This window comes from Nonomuraea antri (assembly GCF_013283785.1).
In the GTDB taxonomy this organism is placed as follows: Bacteria; Actinomycetota; Actinomycetes; order Streptosporangiales; family Streptosporangiaceae; genus Nonomuraea; species Nonomuraea antri.
The window spans coordinates 42,848-58,503 of the sequence record NZ_JABCPZ010000013.1; the positions used below are offsets into that span (position 1 = coordinate 42,848).

Consider the following 15,656-nt stretch of genomic DNA (forward strand, 5'->3'; position numbering starts at 1 on the left):
CTGTGATGGTTCGGCCGCCCGCCGTCCGGAGTGGGCCGATCAGAGGAGTTGCGGCTCTTGGCCACCTCGGGAACCGCGGACGTCCGCCCCACGATCAACACCGCGCTGGTCAGGAGGCTGGTCGAGGCGCAGTTCCCGCAGTGGGCCGCGCTGCCCCTGCGACTGCTCGATCCGGCCGGCTCCGACCATGTGATCTACCGGCTGGGCGAGGAGTTGTCCGTCCGGCTGCCCCGCCACGCCGACGCCATCGGGCAGGCGGACAAAGAGCTCGAATGGCTGCCCCGGCTCGCCCCGCGACTGCCTCTGGCCGTCCCGGTGCCCGTGGCGGTGGGTGAGCCCGGGTTCGGCTATCCGTGGCGGTGGGCCGTGTCGCGCTGGCTGGCGGGCGAGGTGGCGACCGTCGAGGCGCTGGCCGGCTCGTCCGAGGCCGCCGTCGAGCTGGCGGAGTTCCTGGCCGCCCTGCAACGGTTCGACGTCCGGCCGCTGGAATCCCGAGACGATCTCGAAGGCCGGCCGTTGGCGGACCGGGATCGCGCGACCCGAGCCGCAATCGCGCAGGTCGGGGACGTGTTCGACGCTGCCGCCATGACCGAACTGTGGAACGCGGCCCTGGCGGCCCCTGGCTGGGATCGTCCCCCGGTCTGGTTCCACGGGGATTTCCACACCGGCAACCTGCTGACCGTCGACGGCCGTCTCAGCGCGGTCATCGACTTCGGCGGGCTCGGCATCGGCGACCCGGCCTGCGACCTGACCATCGCCTTCACCCTGATGACGGCCGAAACCCGGGCCGCCTTCCGCGCCGCACTCGACGTCGACGACGCCACCTGGACCCGAGGTCGCGGCTGGGCCCTGGCCACCGGCCTGAACGCCTATACCGCCTATGCCGCCGTCAACCCGAGGGTCGCCGCCCAGACCACCCGCCAGATCACCGAGGCCCTGATCGGCTGAACCAGCAGCAACCGCGCTCCTGGCACAATCGTGACAAGGTGAGCAGTGTGAACGGGCCGACAAACGAACAACACGCATCAGGAATTTCGGCGGCAGTTCAACTCGGCGACATCGTCTCAGGCACGATCACGGAACTGGACCGCACTCACTCCGCCGTAGTACGACTCGACGACCCCCTGAGCCGGATTTCGGCGAGCATCGGCCTCCTGGACGTCTCCTGGCGTCACCGGCCGGAGGACATCATTCGAATCGGCCGCCGCATCACCGCAGAAGTGATCGCCGTCGAAGAGCAACCTCCAAGGATCAGACTGTCCCTGGCCGCGACAGAGAACCCCGAACTCTGGGCATTCCTGAAGGCACTCCGCCCAGGCGAGGTGATCGGCGGCGAAATAGCGGACGTACAACGCTTCGGCGTATTCGTAGCCCTGGACGACGGTCCTCCACACCCCATCTATCCGGGAGTGGGCTTCATCACGATCCCCGAACTGTCCTGGCGACATTTCGCCGACGCCTCGGAAATCGTCGAAACAGGCCAACGGGTCACCGGCTCAGTTCTCTGCTTCGACACCACCCAGGGCGAAGCCAGGCTCTCCCTTCGTGCCCTTCAGCCCGACCCTTTCCAGGAGTTCGCCGACGTGACCCGCGAAGGGCAAGAATTCCTCGGCACGGTGACCAAGGTCGTCCCCTTCGGCGTCTTCGTCAGAGTCGCGGACGGCATCGAGGGCCTCCTCCCTTCGGACGAACTCGCCCCCACTCCCGTCGAAGCCGTCCAGGTCGGCGACCACGTCCACGTCCGCCTCATCGACCTGGACCGCACTCGCCGCCGCCTACTCCTCTCCCGCTGATGCGGCGACTGCCCCGGGCTTCTCCACGGATGGAACCCGGTCAAGCAGTGGGACGCCCATCGTTGGAAGCGCGTGAAGATGTACGGCGGGCCATGGGCGCGGTGGTCGGCTCGGCGGTGGGCGACGCGCTGGGCGCCCCATTCGAGTTCGGCCCGGCGGGAGCGTTCTCCGCCCGCTTCCCGACGCCCGGCGCCGGCGGCGAAATGAGCGGTGGCGGCGGCTGGGACGCGGGCGAGGCCACCGATGACACGCAGATGGCCGTTCACCTGGCCGAGTCGCTGCTGGAGCATGGCGGCCTGAACCTGCCGGACATCTTCACCCGCTTCCAGCGATGGGCGTCCGACGACCCCAAGGACATCGGCTTGCAGACCGAGGACGTCCTGACCCGAGGACTGCCCTGGGACCAGGCCGCCACCGCCCACTACCGGAGCAGTCATCGGGCGGCAGGCAACGGCGCCCTGATGCGCGCCACCACGTCGGCGGTGTACTTCGCCCGCGACGGCCGCCAGGCCACCATGGACGCCGCCCGGCGCATCGCCGCCCTCACCCACGGCGACCCGGCGGCCTGGGAAGGCGCCGCGATCTTCCACGACCTGATTCGCGTCACCCTGTACGGCGCGGATCCCTTGGCGGAACTCCCGCGCACCCTCGATGCCGTCCAGCCCGAGCATCGTCAGCGCTACGCTGCCGTCCTCGCGACCGACTGGCATCCCGACCACGCCACCGAGTTCAACGGCGCCGTCTGGCCCTGTCTCGGCTCAGCCGTCTGGGCCCTGCGCACCACCCGCAACTTCGAGGACGCCATCCGCGCCGCAATCGACCTGGGCGGCGACACCGACACCGTCGCCGCGGTCACCGGCGCCCTGGCCGGAGCCGTCCACGGGCCGGCAGCGATACCAGCCCGCTGGACCGAACCCCTGCACGTTCCGCTACCCGGAAGCGGCGGCCGAACCTTGCGCCTGCCCCACCTGCTCGACCTCGCCCGCGGCCTCGCAGAACGCCCGAATACGGGGAGTTGACGCCGAGGCCCGACCTGACCGCGCCCGCGTATCGCACGCAACACCAGCCACACCCCCTACGGCTCACCGACAGGCCCGGCGCGCCGACGACACTCAAACCTTCTGATCCCCATTAACCTCAGCATCGCCCCGCCCACCACCCCTCATCCGGCGATGCGAACGGATCAGGCCAACTGCCCGCGACATAAAGCTCATCAAGCGGCTCAACCAAATGACGCAGCTCACGCGCCACTCGCGAAGGCAAGGCATGGAGAGCGAGCTCAAGAACCGCGCGTTCCTCGGTTCCGTAGAAGGGGTTGCACAACGGGCAGCCACAACCTCCAGAAAGCACAAGGCCGGGACGATGAGCTATCCGCGTCCATTCCCGAAGAGCTTGCGCCACCGCACCCGGCCAAAGACGCTCACGTTCCAAACGAGCGACTGCGGCCGCGAGCGCGCTGGAGCCACGCGCAAGCCCAGGCGCAGAAGCCTCGCCCGACCGTCTCCGCGAGGAACGGCCGGCAACCCGGAGCTGAGACGGCCGCCTACGCGGCATCTCCCTTTCTACCTGGATTCATGAGCACAGCATGCCAGATCCACGCCAACTCGCCTGCCGGACCATATCCGTCCGCAGCCGAGTCATTGTCGAAAGGTTCGCAGACCTAAGCGCCCATGCCGATTCACTCCTTGGCAGCGGAAATTTTGGCGCGCGCCCGGTCTCAACAGTGGCATCCCACGAAATGGCCTGTCGCCAATGGCCGGCGAGCAGGCCGCTGTTCAGACGGACACTCAGGTACTGTGCCACCATGGTGGATCTTGGTCGACAAATCGCCTACTGGGACACCGCCGGTGCCGCGAAGACATTCACCCACCCCGTGAATCTCGCCTGGCTGGCGACCGTGAGCCGGCAGGCTCGAATCCTGGATTACGGCTGCGGGTACGGCCGTGTCATGGCCGAGTTGCGTGAACACGGCTTCTCCGATGTCTCCGGAGTTGACCTGTCTCCCGCTCTGATTTCGCGAGGCCGCCAATTGCACCCTGACCTACGCCTGGCGGTCCTGGAGTCTCCGCCGAGCCTGCCGTACCCGCCGACGAGCTTCGATGTCGTACTGCTCTTCGCGGTACTGACGTGCATCCCAGACACGACGAACAGCGGGCACTCATCGCAGAAGTAGCCCGAATCCTGACACCAGGCGGGCTCCTTTACATCAGCGACATCCTGCTGGAGGACGACGAGCGAAACCAAACCCGCTACGCCGCCTATGCCCAGCAGCTCAAGACGCCGTACGGAGTATTCGCCACCGACGACGGCGCGGTGGTCCGACACCATGACCTAGCCGATCTGCACGCCCTCCTGCCCGCCTTCACCCTCATGGAAGAGCGCGAAATCTCTGTGGTCACGATGAACGGGCATGAAGCCCGAGCAGTGCAACTACTGGCCCATAAACAGTGACCCGCCGAGCCCCGCCCCACCGTTCCCCTTCAATACCCGCCCAGCCGAGCATGCCATCAGCAAGCCGACGAAGCCGGCCACGGCCTTCGTGGCCGATGTCGCTGACAGCGTATGGAAGGGGCCGGAAGAGACGCTTCCACGAAACAATGTGACGTGCGGATCTGCACTCAACGAGCATGATCGCCACCTGTGCTTCGGCCACCCCATCCAGCGCCGGAGCTGGATCCCGCTGACCTGGACGCTCGCCGCGGAGCAACGACGTCATGACGGCGGCCGAGGGGGCCGGCACGCTCGTCAGATGCCTCCTACCAGTCATGCTGACAATGACTACCCCTGTCGACCGCGCCGAATGGCACGGATGGCAGACTCTCGACGTGATCTCTGATGCTCTCGGCTATCTCCAGTCCTGGTACAGCTCCCAATGTGACGGCGACTGGGAACATGGCTACGGGGTCACGATCGACACTCTCGACAACCCCGGCTGGATCCTGAAGGTCGACCTCGTCGGTACCTCACTGGAGGGCGCTTCCAAGGGAAGCATGGAAGTGGATCGCTCCGACGATGACTGGGTTCGTGTGTGGAGCGACGGCGTCCAGTTTCAGGGCGTCTGCGGTCCCTTGAACCTCGGCGAGATGCTCGACGCCTTCCGCCAGTTCACTGACACCGCCAGCCCGCCTCCGCCTGCTTGACCGCCCCTGTACCCGCGTGGTCAGAGGTCGGCGCGCGAGAACATTACAGACTGCGCGCAGCGCGCCGCCGGACGCAAATCATCCGGCCCGTTGCGCCACATCCCTTGACCATCTGACGACGTTTCGTACGCGGCGCCCCCCTCGGAGCGGCACCGCCAGCTCAAGGCCAAGCGGGCGAATGCGTCAGGGCCTGCACTTTCATGATCTCTGGCACACCGGCAACACCCTCGCCGCGCTGATCTACCAGCACGCGACCCCAGACGCCGACTGAAGATCGCCGACGCGCGAAGGAAGGCGAGGGGAACGCAAGAAGCGCGATGACGGCGGAATCTCGACCCCCGCAGGCTAATGGCACGTTAATGGCACGAGAGCCAGCTGGCGAGCTGCTGCGACGACTGCACCAAGAGACGGGGCTGACCGGAAGGACCTGAGAGCGGACGCGGACGAGACAGGGGCTGACATGGGCCTGGTCTTCCGAACCCGGACCGGCACGGCGCTGGCGGCCCGGAATGTGCGCCGCGACTTTCCCAACGTGCTCGGTGCTGCCGGACTAGCCAGCGGGGAGTGGACGCCGCGAGAGTTGCGGCACAGCTTCGTCTCGCTGCTCTCGGACTCAGGGGTGCCCATCGAGGACATCTCACGCCTGGTCGGTCACGCGAACACGGTGGTAACCGAGACGGTCTACCGCTTCCAGCTCCGGCCGGTCCTGCTGGAGGGAGCCGAAGCGATGGACGGCATATTTCCGCTGGCCGAAGAGGCTTAGTCACTCAGTTAGACACTCACCCCCGCTGGAGGATCTTCGGCGGGGGTGTCTTTTCGCTGGTGGAGCCTAGGAGATTCGAACTCCTGACATCCTGCTTGCAAAGCAGGCGCTCTGCCAACTGAGCTAAGGCCCCGATACAAGTGCCTGACCTGAGGAAACGCGTCACAGCCAGTCACCTGCTCCGGTCGTACACCGTAGCAACAGCATAGGCTTTCGCGCCACTTGATATGGCCCCGAGCCCGGTGACGGCGTGACGAGGCTCGGGCCTGGGCGGTGGTGTTGCGCCGAGGCCCGGCCTTTCCCTCCCTCGATACTGCCCGATACCCCCCTCGATGATGAGTTACCGCACGGTGGGCGCGACCTCCGTGGAGCCCAGGTCGTCGCTCAGCACCAGCCCCGGGAAGTCCGCGATCGACTCCAGGATGTGCGTGGCGCCGCCCTTCAGCAGCCGCTCCCTGCTGTGCACGCCCGTGAGCACCCCGGCCACGATCGACGCGCCGGACCGGCGGCCGCAGAGCATGTCGCTCTCCGAGTCGCCGATGACGGCGACCTGGCGGACGTCCTCCACCCCCGTCCGCAGGACGGCGTGCAGCACCATGTCGGGCCAGGGGCGGCCGCGACCGGCGTCCTGGGGGCAGATGGCCAGGTCGATCTTGTCGTCCCAGTCGAGCACGCTCAGGACGCGGCCCAGGGTGTTGCGGCTGAAGGCGGTGATCAGGGCGAGTTTGATGCCTGAGCCCCTGAGCTTGTCGAGGACCTCGGGCACGCCGGCCATGGGTTCGAGCCCGGCACGTTCCAAAGCGCCCTCGTAGGAGCGCTCGAACGTCAGGTTCGCCGCCTGGGCCTGGGCTTCGTTTCCAGGAAATATCCCACGGAAGACATCGATCTTGGGGCAGCCCCGGGACCGGTGCACGTGGACCATGGCACGTGCGTACGCTCCGGTCCCGGGGACTATGCCCTGGGTGGCGATCGCCTCGGCGAAGGCGCGCTCGACCATGGCGATGTCTCCGACTGTGGTGCCCGCCAGGTCCAGGCACACCAGTTTTATGGGGACGACGTCACTCATCGCCTCGCCGGTCGGCTAGTTCTCGCTGCCGGTGGCCTCGGTCCACAGATCGAGCTCGGCGCGGTCGGCCTGCCACTTACGCCAGATCAGCAACCCCCCAAGGGCGACCAGCGCCAGAACAAGCAGCTTCTTCACGGTGTGACCCCACTTCTTCGACGGTCTCACCTGCCGGGGTGAGACCCAACGGTTGACATGCAGCCTAGCAAGGTATGGCTGCGGTCCCTGAGTTGCGCACGGACCAGATGTGCTGAATGTACGGAGAACGAGCGTTCGGCCCCAGGTGGGGCCAGCTATACCCGTCCTATCTTGGACAACGTTTCGATCATGCCAAATAGCCGGACTCGGCGCACGTTAGACAAACCCCTGGGGGGTATGTTACGTTCCTCGCCGTCCACGAGATACCCCCTAGGGGTAATAGGAAGGAAGGGAGGGCATCATGGCTGAGAATCCGCGCCGGTGGTGGGCACTCATCGTGCTCGCCGCCGCACAGTTCATGGTGATCATGGATACGTCCATCATCGGAGTCGCACTGCCCGACATGCAGCGCGACCTCGGGTTCACCGCGAACAGCCTGCAGTGGGTGTTCAACGCCTACGTGGTCGCGTTCGGCGGGCTGCTGCTGCTCGGCGGACGCCTGAGCGACCTGTTCGGCGCGCGCAGGGTGTTCGTGACCGGATGGGTGATCCTGATCGCCGGCTCGGTGATCGCGGCCGCCGCGGGCAACGCCTGGACCGAGATCCTCGGCCGCGGCGTCCAGGGCGTCGGCGGCGCGCTGATCGCGCCGGCCGCCATGACGTTGCTCATGATGCTCTTCGGGGGCAACCCGCGCGAGCTGGGCAAGGCCATGGCGCTGTACGGCGCGGCGGCCCCGGCCGGCGGCACCGCGGGCGTGTTCCTCGGCGGCGTCATCACCGAATACCTCAGCTGGCCCTGGGTGTTCATCATCTACATCCCGATCGGCGTGGCCACGCTGCTGGCGACCGGGCTGCTGCCCGCGGTCCAGGGCAAGCGGGGTTCGGTCGACGTGGTGGGCGCCGTGTCCGCAACCGCCGGCATCGCGCTCGCCGTGTACGGCATCGTCAGCGAGAACTGGCTCGCCGGCCTCGGCGGCGTGGCGCTGCTCGCGCTGTTCCTCATCGTCCAGCGCAGCGTCAGGGAGCCGCTGATGCCACTGTCGATCTGGCGTACGCCGGGGCTGGCCTCGTCGAACCTGGCGATGGCGCTGCTCGGCGCGGCCTGGATCCCCATGTGGTACTTCCTGAACCTCTACCTGCAGCAGGTCCTCGGCTACGGCGCGTTCCCCAGCGGCGCGGCGCTGCTGCCGATGACCGTCGCCATCATGATCTTCATGATCGGCATCACCGCCAAGCTGCTCGGCCGCTTCGGCGCCAAGCCGCTCATCGTGATCGGACTGCTGGTGCTGGCGGCCGGCGTGTTCGGGCTCTCGTTCGCCGGTGAGGGCGGTTCCTTCGCCGTGAACGTGCTCCCGGCGAGCCTGATCGCCGCGGTGGGCATGTCGCTGGCCTACATCCCGGCCATGATGTCGGCCATGTCCGGCGCCCGGCCGGAGGAGGCGGGCCTGGCCTCGGGCATCGTCAACACCACCTACAACGTGGGCTCGGCGCTCGGCCTGGCGGTCATGACCGCGATCGCCACGTCCGAGCAGCGGCTGGTCGACGGCTTCCAGGGTGCCTTCGTCGGCGCCGCGGTGGTGGCCGTGGTCGGCGCGGTGCTGGCGGTGGCCCTCATGCGCAAGCCGGCCGCCGCGAACGCGCCCGCTGCCGACGAGCGGGCGAAGGTGTGAGCTGAATCTCATCGTCCCTCCGACATACCCTAGGGGGGTACGGTGTTAGCATCGACTACGAGCAAGAAGAACGCCGAAGCGAAGGAGACCGCCATGAGCACCGCCACCTACACCGTCAAGGGCATGACCTGCGGCCACTGCGTCAGCTCGGTGAAGGAAGAGGTCGGCGAGGTCGCCGGGGTCACCTCCGTGGAGGTCGACCTGGCCAGCGGCCTGCTGACCGTCAACAGCGACAGCCCGGTCGACCAGGGTGCGATCAGCGCCGCGGTCGAGGAAGCGGGCTACGAACTGGTGGCGAACTCGTGAACACCGCGGCCGGCCAGGTCGGGCCCACCCCGGGCCCGACCACCCCGGCCGGCCCCACGGGAACGCGATCAGCCACCCACTCCCACACTCAGACTCACGCAACTGATACCCCCGGGGGGCTCCAGATGTCGCAGCACGGCTACACGCTCAACCCGCTGACCACCGTCAAGGCCGGCGCACCCACCGACTTCCGCTTCACGGTGACCGGCTCGGACGGCCGCCCGGTCACCGGCTACCAGGTCGAGCACGACAAGAAGCTGCACTTCATCGTGGTCTCCCGCGACCTGACGACCTTCCAGCACCTGCACCCCGAACTCGCCCCCGACGGCACCTGGTCGGTCAAGCTGACCCTGCCCGCCGCCGGGCCGTACCGGGCCTTCGCCGACTTCGCGCCCATCGGCGGGAGCGGCGTGACGCTCGGCGCCGACCTGCTCGTCCCCGGCGATCACCGGCCCGAGCCGCTGCCCGAGGTCAGCCGTACGGCCACGGTCGACGGCTACACTGTGACCCTCGACGGGGACCTGGTGCCCGGCCGGGCCGCCAAGCTCACGCTCACGGTCGGCAAGGACGGCGAGCCGGTCACGGACCTGCAGCCGTACCTCGGCGCCTACGGCCACCTGGTGGCACTGCGCGCCGCTGACCTCGCCTACCTGCACGTGCATCCCGAGGAGAGCGAGCAGGCCGGCCCGGAGATCACCTTCTACGCCGAGGCGCCCAGCGGCGGCGACTACCGCCTGTTCCTGGACTTCCAGCACGACGGCGAGGTCCACACCGCGGACTTCACGGCGAGCGCGGACGGCCCGGCCCCCGCAGGCGCCCACGAACACCACGCGGGCACCCACCACCACTGACAGCAAGACGCACGCCGGGAACGCGCAGGAAAGGAGAGATGATGTCTTCCCTCACCGAAGACAGGGCTGTCGAACTCTCGATCGGCGGCATGACGTGCGCGTCCTGCGCCAACCGCATCGAGCGCAGACTGAACAAGCTCGACGGCGTGACCGCCACCGTCAACTACGCGACGGAGAAGGCGAAGGTCACCTTCCCCGAAGGCGTCGATCCGCAGACGCTGATCGGCGAGGTCGAAAAGGCCGGCTACACCGCCGCGCTCCCCGCCCCGCCCACGGCTAAGGCAGGAGAAGAGCAGGAGCCCGCCGACGAGCTCGCGCCGCTGCGGCAGCGCCTGATCACCGCCGTCACGCTGAGCGTCCCGGTGATCGCGATGGCGATGATCCCGCCGCTGCAGTTCACCAACTGGCAGTGGTTGTCGCTGGTGCTGGCCGCCCCGGTGGTGGTCTACGCCGGCTGGCCGTTCCACAAGGCCGCCTGGACGAACCTGCGCCACGGCGCGGCCACCATGGACACCCTGATCTCGCTCGGCACGATCGCCGCGCTCGGCTGGTCGCTGTGGGCGCTGTTCTTCGGCACCGCCGGCACCCCCGGGATGACACACCCGTTCGCGTTCACCATCGAGCGCACCGACGGCTCGGGCAACATCTACCTGGAGGCCGCCGCCGGGGTCACCGCGTTCATCCTGGCCGGCCGCTACTTCGAGTCCCGCTCCAAGCGCCGGGCCGGAGCCGCGCTGCGCGCGCTGCTGGAACTGGGCGCCAAGGACGTGGAACTGGCCGACGGCCGCCGCATCCCGGTCGAGCAGCTCAAGACCGGCGACAGGTTCGTCGTCCGGCCCGGCGAGAAGATCGCCACGGACGGCGTGATCGAGGAGGGCGCCAGCGCGGTCGACGCCTCGATGCTCACCGGCGAGTCGGTCCCGGTCGAGGTCAGACCCGGTGATGCCGTCACCGGCGCGACCGTGAACGCCGGCGGACGGCTGGTCGTCCGGGCCACCCGGGTCGGCGCCGACACCCAGCTCGCCCAGATGGCCAAGCTGGTCGAGGCGGCCCAGACCGGCAAGGCCCAGGTGCAGCGCCTGGCCGACCGCGTCTCCGGCATCTTCGTGCCGATCGTCATCGCGCTGGCCCTCGGCACGCTCGGCTTCTGGCTGGGCACCGGCGACGGCGTCGGCGCGGCGTTCACCGCCGCGGTCGCGGTGCTGATCATCGCCTGCCCGTGCGCCCTGGGCCTGGCCACGCCGACCGCGCTGCTGGTCGGCACCGGACGGGGCGCGCAGCTCGGCATCCTGATCAAGGGCCCGGAGGTCCTGGAGTCCACCCGCAGGATCGACACGATCGTCCTGGACAAGACCGGCACGGTCACCGAGGGCCGGATGACGCTGGTCGGCGTGCACCTGGCCGAGGGGGAGAGCCGCGAGGAGGTGCTCAGGCTCGCCGGAGCCATCGAGCACGCGTCCGAGCACCCGATCGCGCAGGCCATCGCCAAGGCCGCCCAGTCCGACGCCACGGTCGAGGACTTCGCCAACGTCGAGGGTCTGGGCGTGCAGGGCATCGTCGACGGCCACGCCATGCTGGTGGGCCGGCCCCGGCTGCTGGCCGAGTGGTCGCAGCACCTCACGTCCGAGCTGGAGCGGGCCCTGCACGCCGCCCAGGCGGCCGGCCGCACCGCGGTCGCGGTCGGCTGGGACGGTCAGGCCCGCGCGGTCCTGGTGGTCGCCGACGTGGTCAAGCCGACCAGCAAGGAGGCCATCGCCCAGCTCCGCGCCCTCGGGCTCACCCCGGTCCTGCTGACCGGCGACAACGAGCAGGTGGCCGAGACGGTGGCGGCCGAGGTCGGTATCGACGAGGTCATCGCCGAGGTGCTGCCGGCCGACAAGGTCGATGTGGTCAAGCGGCTGCAGGCGGAGGGCAAGGTGGTGGCCATGGTGGGCGACGGCGCGAACGACGCCGCCGCGCTGGCCCAGGCCGATCTGGGCCTGGCCATGGGCACCGGCACCGACGCCGCGATCGAGGCCTCCGACCTCACGCTGGTCAGGGGCGACCTGCGGGTGGCGGCCGACGCGATCAGGCTCTCACGCCGGACGCTGGGCACGATCAAGGGCAACCTGTTCTGGGCCTTCGCCTACAACGTGGCCGCCCTGCCGCTGGCCGCGCTCGGCCTGCTCAACCCGATGATCGCCGGGGCCGCGATGGCGTTCTCCAGTGTCTTCGTGGTCAGCAACAGCCTGCGGCTGCGTGCCTTCAAGTAAGACGTGCGTGCCTTCAGGTAGGACATGCGTGGCTTCAGGTCGGACACGCGCGCCTTCAGGTAGGACGCGTGTGCGTTCCGCCCATCTGACGGCCGGTGCCATCGCGGCGCCGGCCGTCACGAACATGAGGCCGACCAGCAGCCAGCCGGCCGCGCCCGCGCCGAGCACCAGCCAGGTCAGCACGACCGGGCCGAGCATCCTGGCCACGGCCACCCCGGTGCCGAAGAACCCTTGATACTGGCCCTGCTTGTCGGCCGGAGCCAGCCCGAAGCCGATCTCCCACGACCCGGCGGCCAGCATCATCTCGCCGGCCACCAGCAGCCCGCCCGCCACCAGCAGGAACAGCCAGGCGTACGGCCCGAGCCCGGACAACGCGAACACCGCGCACGCGGCGAACATCACGAAACCGGAGTTCCGCACCGAGACCGAGGCATCGCGCAGGCCCTTGACCCGCCTGGCCACCCGTACCTGGAACAGCACCACGCTGAGTGTGTTGAGCAGCAGGAGCACCGAGACCAGCCATGCCGGGGCGGTGGTGCGCTCGGCGATCCACAGCGGCACGAGCAGGCTGAGCAGCGGCATGTAGAAGAGCATCACCGCGTTGATCAGCGTCACCACCGCGTACGGCCGGTCCCTGAGCACGGCCAGGCGCGGCCCGGCGGTCACCGGGGCGGTCCGCACGGCGGGCAGCCTGAGCAGCACCAGCGCGGCGATCACGAAGCCGGCCGCGTCCAGCGCGAAGACGGTCTGGTAGCCGGCCCGGGTGCCCAGGTGCAGCGCCAGGCCGCCGAGCGCGGCGCCCACGGCCAGCCCGGCGTTCAGCACGGCCTGCAGGCTCGCGCGTACGGCGGTGCGCTCGGCCGGCTCGACCAGCGCGGCCAGCAGCGCCTGACGGGCGGCGGACAGGCCGGTCTGCGCGGTGCCGTACAGGCAGGCGACCGCCACGAACCAGCCGAACGAGCCGACGAACAGGAACGCCGCCACCGCCGCGGCCGTGGTGAGCGCCAGCAGGACGGCCACGCCGCGGGGCCCGCGCCGGTCGGCCAGGTGCCCCAGCGGCACCCCGGCCACCGCGCCCACCGCCCAGCCCAGCGTCAGACCGAAGCCGATCTGGGCCGGCGACAGGCCGACCACCCTGGTGAAGTAGAGCGCCGAGGTCACCAGGTAGAGCCCGTCGCCGAAGGCGTTGGCGAACTGGGCCAGCGCGAGCACCCGCCGGTCGTTCATGACTTGTAGGACTCCGGGATCATCCTGGCGGAGACGCCCATCCGGTTCCAGGCGTTGATGGACGCCACGGCCACGATGAGCGCGGCCGACTCCTCCTCGGTGAAGTGCGCGGTGACCTGCGCCCAGACCTCGTCGGTGACGTCGTCGGTGGACAACCTGGTGGCGGACTCGGTGAAGGCGAGCGCGGCGCGTTCCTGGGGGGTGAAGAAAGGCGCCTCCTGCCAGACCGCCACCGCGTGCAGCCTGGCGTCGCTCTCGCCGGCGAGCTTGGCGTCCGAGCTGTGCATGTCCACGCAGTAGACGCAGCCGTTGATCTGGCTGGCGCGCAGGCGGACGAGTTCCAGGAGTGGCTTGGGCAGGGTACTGGCGGCCACGAACCGGTCGAGGCCCGCCATCGCCCGGTAGGCGTCACCGGCCAGGGAGCCGAGATTGATGCGTTCTGTCATGCGCCCATGCTCCACCCACCTTTGTCCCGATATAAGCTCCAATTTCCGGTGAAATGATTGGGCCAAGATGGACGTCCACATCAGCCTGCACGGCTGCGGTGACCTGGCCGCACAGGTGTACAGGCAACTGCTCGACGCCATACTCGACGGACGCCTGCGCTCCGGCGAACGACTGCCGCCGACCAGAGAGCTGGCCACGCGGCTGGAGATCTCCAGGAACACGGTCGCGGTGGCCTACGACCGGCTGGTGGCCGACGGGTTCCTGGTGGGCCGGGCGGGCGCGGGCACGTTCGTGTCCGCCGACCCGGTACGCGGCCGGGCCGCGCCCAAGGGCGTGGTGCGCCCGCGCCCGGTCTGGCGCGACCTCACCTTCTCCCCCAACCTGACCGGCGACAGGTACGACTTCCGCGTCGGCGTGCCAGACGCCCGGCTGTTCCCGATGGAGACCTGGCGCCGGCTGGTGGCCCGCGAACTGCGTCCTGGCGCCGCCGTCTACGGCGACCCGGCCGGGCACGAGGGCCTGCGTGAGGCCATCTCCCGGCACATCGGCATCAGCCGCTCGGTGCACGCGAGCGCGGCCGACGTGCTGATCACCAACGGCGCGCAGCAGGCGCTCGACCTCATCGGACGCGTGCTGATCGAGCCGGGCGCGTGCGTGGCGGTCGAGGAACCCGGATACCCACCGGCCCGGCTGCTGTTCCGCTCGCTGGGCGCGCGCGTGGCCGGGGTGCCCGTGGACGCCGAGGGCCTGGTCGTCTCGGCCATCCCGAGCGCGGCCCGCCTGGTCTACGTCACCCCTTCGCACCAGTTCCCGCTGGGCACGCCCATGTCGCTGGCCCGCCGCGCGGCCCTGCTCAAGTGGGCGGAAGGCCGCAGCGCGGTGGTGATCGAGGACGACTACGACAGCGAGTTCCGCTTCGGCGAACGTCCGCTCGAACCGCTCCAGAGCCTCGACCGGGCCGGTCGCGTCATCTACGTCGGCTCGTTCTCCAAGACACTGCTGCCCATGCTCAGGCTCGGCTTCCTGGTCGCCCCGGCCTCGCTCGGCCCCGCGCTGCGCGCGGCCAAGCAGCTCTCCGACTGGCACGGCGAGCTGCCCACCCAGGCCGCGCTGGCCCGCTTCATCGACGAGGGCCTGCTGGCCAGGCACATCAGGAAGGCCACCCGCGAGTACGCGGCCAGGCACGAGCTGATCGCCGCGACGCTGGCCGCGGACGAGCGGCTGCGGCCGGTGCCGTCGTCGGCCGGGCTGCACCTGTGCGCCAGGTTCGCCCCAGGCGTGTCCATGAACCGGCTGCCCGGGCTGGCCGTCGAGGAGCTCGGCGGGTACTGCGGCGAGACGCCCGCCCAGCCCGGACTGGTGCTCGGCTACGGCGCGATCGGGCAGCACGACCTCCCGGACGGCCTGCGCCTGCTCCGCCGATCGCTCGGCTCGACCGGCTAGCGGCGGTCGCCGCGGCTCCAGAACCGCCTGGACCGATGCTCGCCCGACAGCTGCGGCTCGTCCGGCGGTGAAGGCTGGCGCACGATCACCACGGTCGTTCGCGCGTGTCTGGCGCAGTACATGCTGGTCGACGGCAGGAACAACCGGCTCAGCAGGCCGCGCCTGCCCCGCCCGAGCACCAGCAGATCACCCTCGCGGGCCAGGTCGACCAGGTGGTAGCCGGGGTCGCCGACCCGGCCGATCATCGCGGTCGTGACGTCGTCGGGCACGCCGCCGGCCACGTCCTCGAACACGCCCGAGATCACCTCGGAGCAGCGGGCCTCCTCCCCCATCCTGACCGCGTGCTGCACGGGCAGTGCCTCGGGGAAGGGATGTACGGGCGCGCGACTGACGTGGACGGCCACCAGAGCCATGCGGTGGAGCCTGGCCACGCCGATGGCCCAGGCCAGAGCCCAGCGCGAGGCCGGGGACTCGTCCACCCCCACGATCAGCCGCGCACCGCCGGGCAGATCCTGTTCCACAGCGCCTCCTGTTGGAAGTACGACCATAGTGCGCCTACCCACC

16 protein-coding genes, 1 tRNA gene and 1 pseudogene are annotated in these 15,656 nt (G+C 69.4%); 12 read left to right on the forward strand and 6 right to left on the reverse strand.

The genetic code is table 11. The annotated features are described in order from the left end of the window. Nucleotides 1-57: 57 nt before the first annotated feature. The 7 genes from HII36_RS07055 to HII36_RS07080 all read left to right on the forward strand — a co-directional run bounded on the left by HII36_RS07055 (nt 58) and on the right by HII36_RS07080 (nt 5,696). Complete coding sequence (locus tag HII36_RS07055; RefSeq protein ID WP_173522248.1) at nt 58-948, forward strand: aminoglycoside phosphotransferase family protein; 891 nt, start codon at nt 58-60, stop codon at nt 946-948. Between the two features lie 38 nt (nt 949-986). Continuing rightward, complete coding sequence (locus tag HII36_RS07060; RefSeq protein WP_328807614.1) at nt 987-1,793, forward strand: S1 RNA-binding domain-containing protein; 807 nt, start codon at nt 987-989, stop codon at nt 1,791-1,793. Between the two features lie 62 nt (nt 1,794-1,855). Further along, nucleotides 1,856-2,812: an ADP-ribosylglycohydrolase family protein gene (locus HII36_RS07065; protein WP_217369245.1), complete on the forward strand. Its 957-nt coding sequence runs from the start codon at nt 1,856-1,858 to the stop codon at nt 2,810-2,812. 929 nt (nt 2,813-3,741) lie between these two features. Then, nucleotides 3,742-3,966, forward strand: a complete 225-nt coding sequence (locus HII36_RS59145; protein WP_407940756.1) for a class I SAM-dependent methyltransferase — start codon at nt 3,742-3,744, stop codon at nt 3,964-3,966. Beyond that, entirely contained in the window at nt 3,921-4,244 is a 324-nt protein-coding gene (locus HII36_RS55545) for a hypothetical protein (RefSeq protein ID WP_217369247.1), read from the forward strand. Before HII36_RS59145 ends, HII36_RS55545 begins: the two co-directional genes overlap by 46 nt. Nucleotides 4,245-4,507: 263 nt before the next feature. Next, complete coding sequence (locus HII36_RS07075) at nt 4,508-4,933, forward strand: immunity 53 family protein (RefSeq protein ID WP_217369248.1); 426 nt, start codon at nt 4,508-4,510, stop codon at nt 4,931-4,933. A gap of 427 nt (nt 4,934-5,360) precedes the next feature. Then, nucleotides 5,361-5,696, forward strand: coding sequence for a tyrosine-type recombinase/integrase (locus HII36_RS07080; RefSeq protein WP_328807620.1), 336 nt, complete (start codon nt 5,361-5,363; stop codon nt 5,694-5,696). A gap of 57 nt (nt 5,697-5,753) precedes the next feature. Here HII36_RS07080 and HII36_RS07085 read toward each other — a convergent pair. The 3 genes from HII36_RS07085 to HII36_RS56360 form a co-directional block, all read right to left on the reverse strand. Beyond that, nucleotides 5,754-5,829: transfer RNA gene (locus tag HII36_RS07085), tRNA-Ala, on the reverse strand. A 207-nt stretch (nt 5,830-6,036) separates the two neighbouring features. Next, nucleotides 6,037-6,762: an HAD-IA family hydrolase gene (locus tag HII36_RS07090; protein WP_173522251.1), complete on the reverse strand. Its 726-nt coding sequence runs from the start codon at nt 6,760-6,762 to the stop codon at nt 6,037-6,039. Between the two features lie 15 nt (nt 6,763-6,777). After that, nucleotides 6,778-6,897, reverse strand: coding sequence for a DLW-39 family protein (locus tag HII36_RS56360; RefSeq protein WP_328807615.1), 120 nt, complete (start codon nt 6,895-6,897; stop codon nt 6,778-6,780). A gap of 301 nt (nt 6,898-7,198) precedes the next feature. On the opposite strand from HII36_RS56360, the gene HII36_RS07095 reads away from it, so the two are divergent. The 4 genes from HII36_RS07095 to HII36_RS07110 all read left to right on the forward strand — a co-directional run bounded on the left by HII36_RS07095 (nt 7,199) and on the right by HII36_RS07110 (nt 11,975). Then, a complete protein-coding gene (locus tag HII36_RS07095; protein ID WP_217369249.1) occupies nt 7,199-8,566 on the forward strand; it encodes an MFS transporter in 1,368 nt (455 codons plus the stop codon). A 93-nt stretch (nt 8,567-8,659) separates the two neighbouring features. Further along, complete coding sequence (locus tag HII36_RS07100; RefSeq protein WP_173522252.1) at nt 8,660-8,872, forward strand: heavy-metal-associated domain-containing protein; 213 nt, start codon at nt 8,660-8,662, stop codon at nt 8,870-8,872. A gap of 125 nt (nt 8,873-8,997) precedes the next feature. After that, the gene (locus HII36_RS07105; RefSeq protein WP_328807616.1) at nt 8,998-9,723 is read left to right on the forward strand and encodes a hypothetical protein; all 726 of its coding nucleotides are present in this window, start codon (nt 8,998-9,000) and stop codon (nt 9,721-9,723) included. 41 nt (nt 9,724-9,764) lie between these two features. Continuing rightward, nucleotides 9,765-11,975, forward strand: a complete 2,211-nt coding sequence (locus HII36_RS07110) for a heavy metal translocating P-type ATPase (RefSeq protein WP_173522284.1) — start codon at nt 9,765-9,767, stop codon at nt 11,973-11,975. 198 nt (nt 11,976-12,173) lie between these two features. Here the strand turns inward: HII36_RS07110 and HII36_RS07115 are convergent. Both HII36_RS07115 and HII36_RS07120 read right to left on the reverse strand, forming a co-directional pair. Beyond that, nucleotides 12,174-13,202, reverse strand: a pseudogene (locus HII36_RS07115) (MFS transporter); the annotation flags it as partial. Beyond that, nucleotides 13,199-13,648, reverse strand: a complete 450-nt coding sequence (locus HII36_RS07120; RefSeq protein ID WP_173522254.1) for a carboxymuconolactone decarboxylase family protein — start codon at nt 13,646-13,648, stop codon at nt 13,199-13,201. The gene HII36_RS07120 and the pseudogene HII36_RS07115, both read right to left, overlap by 4 nt. A gap of 67 nt (nt 13,649-13,715) precedes the next feature. On the opposite strand from HII36_RS07120, the gene pdxR reads away from it, so the two are divergent. Beyond that, nucleotides 13,716-15,092 (forward strand): MocR-like pyridoxine biosynthesis transcription factor PdxR, encoded by a 1,377-nt coding sequence (gene pdxR / locus HII36_RS07125; protein ID WP_173522255.1) that lies wholly within the window; start codon nt 13,716-13,718, stop codon nt 15,090-15,092. On the opposite strand, the gene HII36_RS07130 is transcribed toward pdxR, so the two are convergent. Further along, nucleotides 15,089-15,613 carry a universal stress protein gene (locus HII36_RS07130; RefSeq protein ID WP_217369250.1) on the reverse strand — a complete coding sequence of 175 codons (525 nt, stop codon included), beginning with the start codon at nt 15,611-15,613 and terminating at the stop codon, nt 15,089-15,091. The genes pdxR and HII36_RS07130 overlap by 4 nt on opposite strands. Nucleotides 15,614-15,656: the final 43 nt, after the last annotated feature.

Bases quoted from the DNA above. Each gene is read 5' to 3' on its own strand.
- HII36_RS59145 (WP_407940756.1), top strand. From the start codon at position 3,742: ATGGCCGAGTTGCGTGAACACGGCTTCTCCGATGTCTCCGGAGTTGAC.
- HII36_RS07075 (WP_217369248.1), top strand. From the start codon at position 4,508: ATGACGGCGGCCGAGGGGGCCGGCACGCTCGTCAGATGCCTCCTACCA.
- HII36_RS07090 (WP_173522251.1), bottom strand. From the start codon at position 6,762: ATGAGTGACGTCGTCCCCATAAAACTGGTGTGCCTGGACCTGGCGGGC.
- HII36_RS07095 (WP_217369249.1), top strand. From the start codon at position 7,199: ATGGCTGAGAATCCGCGCCGGTGGTGGGCACTCATCGTGCTCGCCGCC.
- HII36_RS07100 (WP_173522252.1), top strand. From the start codon at position 8,660: ATGAGCACCGCCACCTACACCGTCAAGGGCATGACCTGCGGCCACTGC.
- HII36_RS07105 (WP_328807616.1), top strand. From the start codon at position 8,998: ATGTCGCAGCACGGCTACACGCTCAACCCGCTGACCACCGTCAAGGCC.
- HII36_RS07110 (WP_173522284.1), top strand. From the start codon at position 9,765: ATGTCTTCCCTCACCGAAGACAGGGCTGTCGAACTCTCGATCGGCGGC.
- HII36_RS07120 (WP_173522254.1), bottom strand. From the start codon at position 13,648: ATGACAGAACGCATCAATCTCGGCTCCCTGGCCGGTGACGCCTACCGG.
- pdxR (WP_173522255.1), top strand. From the start codon at position 13,716: ATGGACGTCCACATCAGCCTGCACGGCTGCGGTGACCTGGCCGCACAG.